Origin of the sequence: Mycobacterium hackensackense (assembly GCF_025822555.1) — a bacterium.
In the GTDB taxonomy this organism is placed as follows: Bacteria; Actinomycetota; Actinomycetes; order Mycobacteriales; family Mycobacteriaceae; genus Mycobacterium; species Mycobacterium fluoranthenivorans.
Map to the genome: position 1 here is coordinate 1 of NZ_JACKUC010000033.1, position 2,020 is coordinate 2,020.

Consider the following 2,020-nt stretch of genomic DNA (forward strand, 5'->3'; position numbering starts at 1 on the left):
AGATGTTGGGTGGCCGCGGCCATCGCGGGTACCACCAGCAGTGGATCGTTCACCGGTACCTGTGCGCCGGAGCGCAGCGCCGCCTCGGGGCCGCCGGCGTACACGTCGTAGATGCCGAGGACATCGGCGATGAACAGGCCGTCGAACAGGCCTCGTTCCAGCAGCTTCGCCAGGTCGGTCCAATACTCCAGGTCCTTGTACCGCGCCGCCTGCGATTCGGGATGCCGCCAGGTGCCGGCGACGATGTGGGTCACACAGTTCATGTCGAATGCGTTGAGGACGATCTGGCGGGTCACGGGCGGCCGGCCTCCGGGTACGGGAACACATCGGCCGTGCGCAGTGATGACATCGAGGGAATTACCTTCGTCCCGGCGTTCATGGCCGGGCGTGCCGGATGATCCGCGTAGTGGTGCTAACCCCGAAACGATGTCCGAACCCGGATTCTTGCGATAGCGATCAAATCGGCGCGATTCTCATCCGTAACGTTGCGTCACAAACCCGGGAATATCCGCACACCGATCGGTGTTGCGCAGCAGGTGACTGAGCATCCTGAACTGAGCCCCACCGACTGGGTCCGCAGCCAGACCGAGAAGATCCTGGAGACGGGTACCACCGAGGGCATCGAGATCCTTGATCGCCCGATCGTCCTGTTCACCACGACGGGGGCGAAGTCGGGCAAGAAGCGTTATGTCCCGCTGATGCGGGTCGAGGAGAACGGTAAGTACGCCATGGTGGCGTCCAAGGGCGGCGACCCGAACCACCCGTCCTGGTACCACAACGTGCTGGCCCATCCGCAGGTCACCGTGCAGGACGGCGACAAGGTCGTCGAACTCACCGCCCGCGAGATCGAGGGCGACGAACGCGCGCACTGGTGGGAACTGGCCGTCGCGGCTTACCCGCCGTACGCCGAATACCAGACCAAGACGACCCGGCAGATCCCGGTTTTCGTCGTCGAGTAGCCGCGGTGTGTGCCCGTCCGGCGGTATCCGCCGCCGGACGGGCACCCGCCACTCAGGTGAAGGCCCGGCTGTACTGGGGTGGATGCGCCAGCGCGATCCCAGCGTCATGCGCGGCGTCGCGCACCCAGTTGGGGTTGCGCAGCAGAGCGCGGGCGATGAAGACCGCGTCGGCGTCGCCGCCGGAGATGACGGCCTCGGCCTGCTCGGCCTCGGTGATCAGACCGACGGTCGCGGTGGGGATGTCCGCCTCGGCGCGGACCCGTTTGGCGAACGGAACCTGATACCCGGGGGCCACCGGTATCTTCGCGTCGGGCACCGCCCCGCCGGTGGACACGTCGATGAGGTCCAATCCCGCATTCTTCAGTCCGGTGGTGAGCGCCACGGTATCCGCCACGGTCCAGCCGGGGCGTGGATCGTCGGTATCGCCGGCGAGCCAGTCGGTGGCCGACACCCTGAAGAACAGCGGTAGGTGCTCCGGCCACGCCGCCCGCACCGCCGACGCAACATCCAGCGCGAATCTCATCCGGTTGTCGAGCGACCCCCCGTAGTCGTCGGTGCGCATATTCGACTGTGGCGACAGGAACTGGTGGATGAGATAGCCATGGGCGCCGTGGATCTCGAGCACCCGGAATCCGGCCGCGGCGGCCCGGCGGGCCGCGGCAGCGAAGGACGCCACGATGCTCTCGATGTCACGGCGGCTGAGTTCCTCCGGGGCAGGGAGACGGCCGAAAGGAATCGAACTGGGGCCCAGCGTCGTCCAGGACTGCGGGTCACGGGTGTGATCCGGCCAGGGCCGACCGGTGGATCCCTTCCGGCCGGCGTGCACGATCTGGATTCCCGGAACCGCACCGAGCGCGGAGATGAAATCGGTCAGTCGCCGAAATCCCGGCACCTGAGCGTCATTCCACAATCCGAGGTCGTAGATGCTGCTGCGGCCGACGGGGTCCACGGCGGTGGCCTCGACCATCGCCAGGGCCACCCCGCCGATGACCCGCGCACCGAAGTGCTGCAGGTGCCAGTCCGTGGGTGTGCCGGCCTCCGGTCCGTCGACAACGGCGGAG

General features: G+C 67.2%; 2 protein-coding genes and 1 pseudogene. 1 reads left to right on the top strand and 2 read right to left on the bottom strand.

The features are described from left to right. Positions 1-296 (bottom strand): annotated as a pseudogene (locus H7J86_RS25985) (5,10-methylene tetrahydromethanopterin reductase); the annotation flags it as partial. Between the two features lie 240 nt (positions 297-536). On the opposite strand from H7J86_RS25985, the gene H7J86_RS25990 reads away from it, so the two are divergent. Then, complete coding sequence (locus H7J86_RS25990; RefSeq protein WP_090358975.1) at positions 537-959, top strand: nitroreductase family deazaflavin-dependent oxidoreductase; 423 nt, start codon at positions 537-539, stop codon at positions 957-959. A gap of 52 nt (positions 960-1,011) precedes the next feature. Here H7J86_RS25990 and H7J86_RS25995 read toward each other — a convergent pair. Next, positions 1,012-2,020: NADH:flavin oxidoreductase/NADH oxidase (locus tag H7J86_RS25995; RefSeq protein WP_267294478.1), on the bottom strand; the 1,009-nt coding region annotated here is incomplete at its 5' end.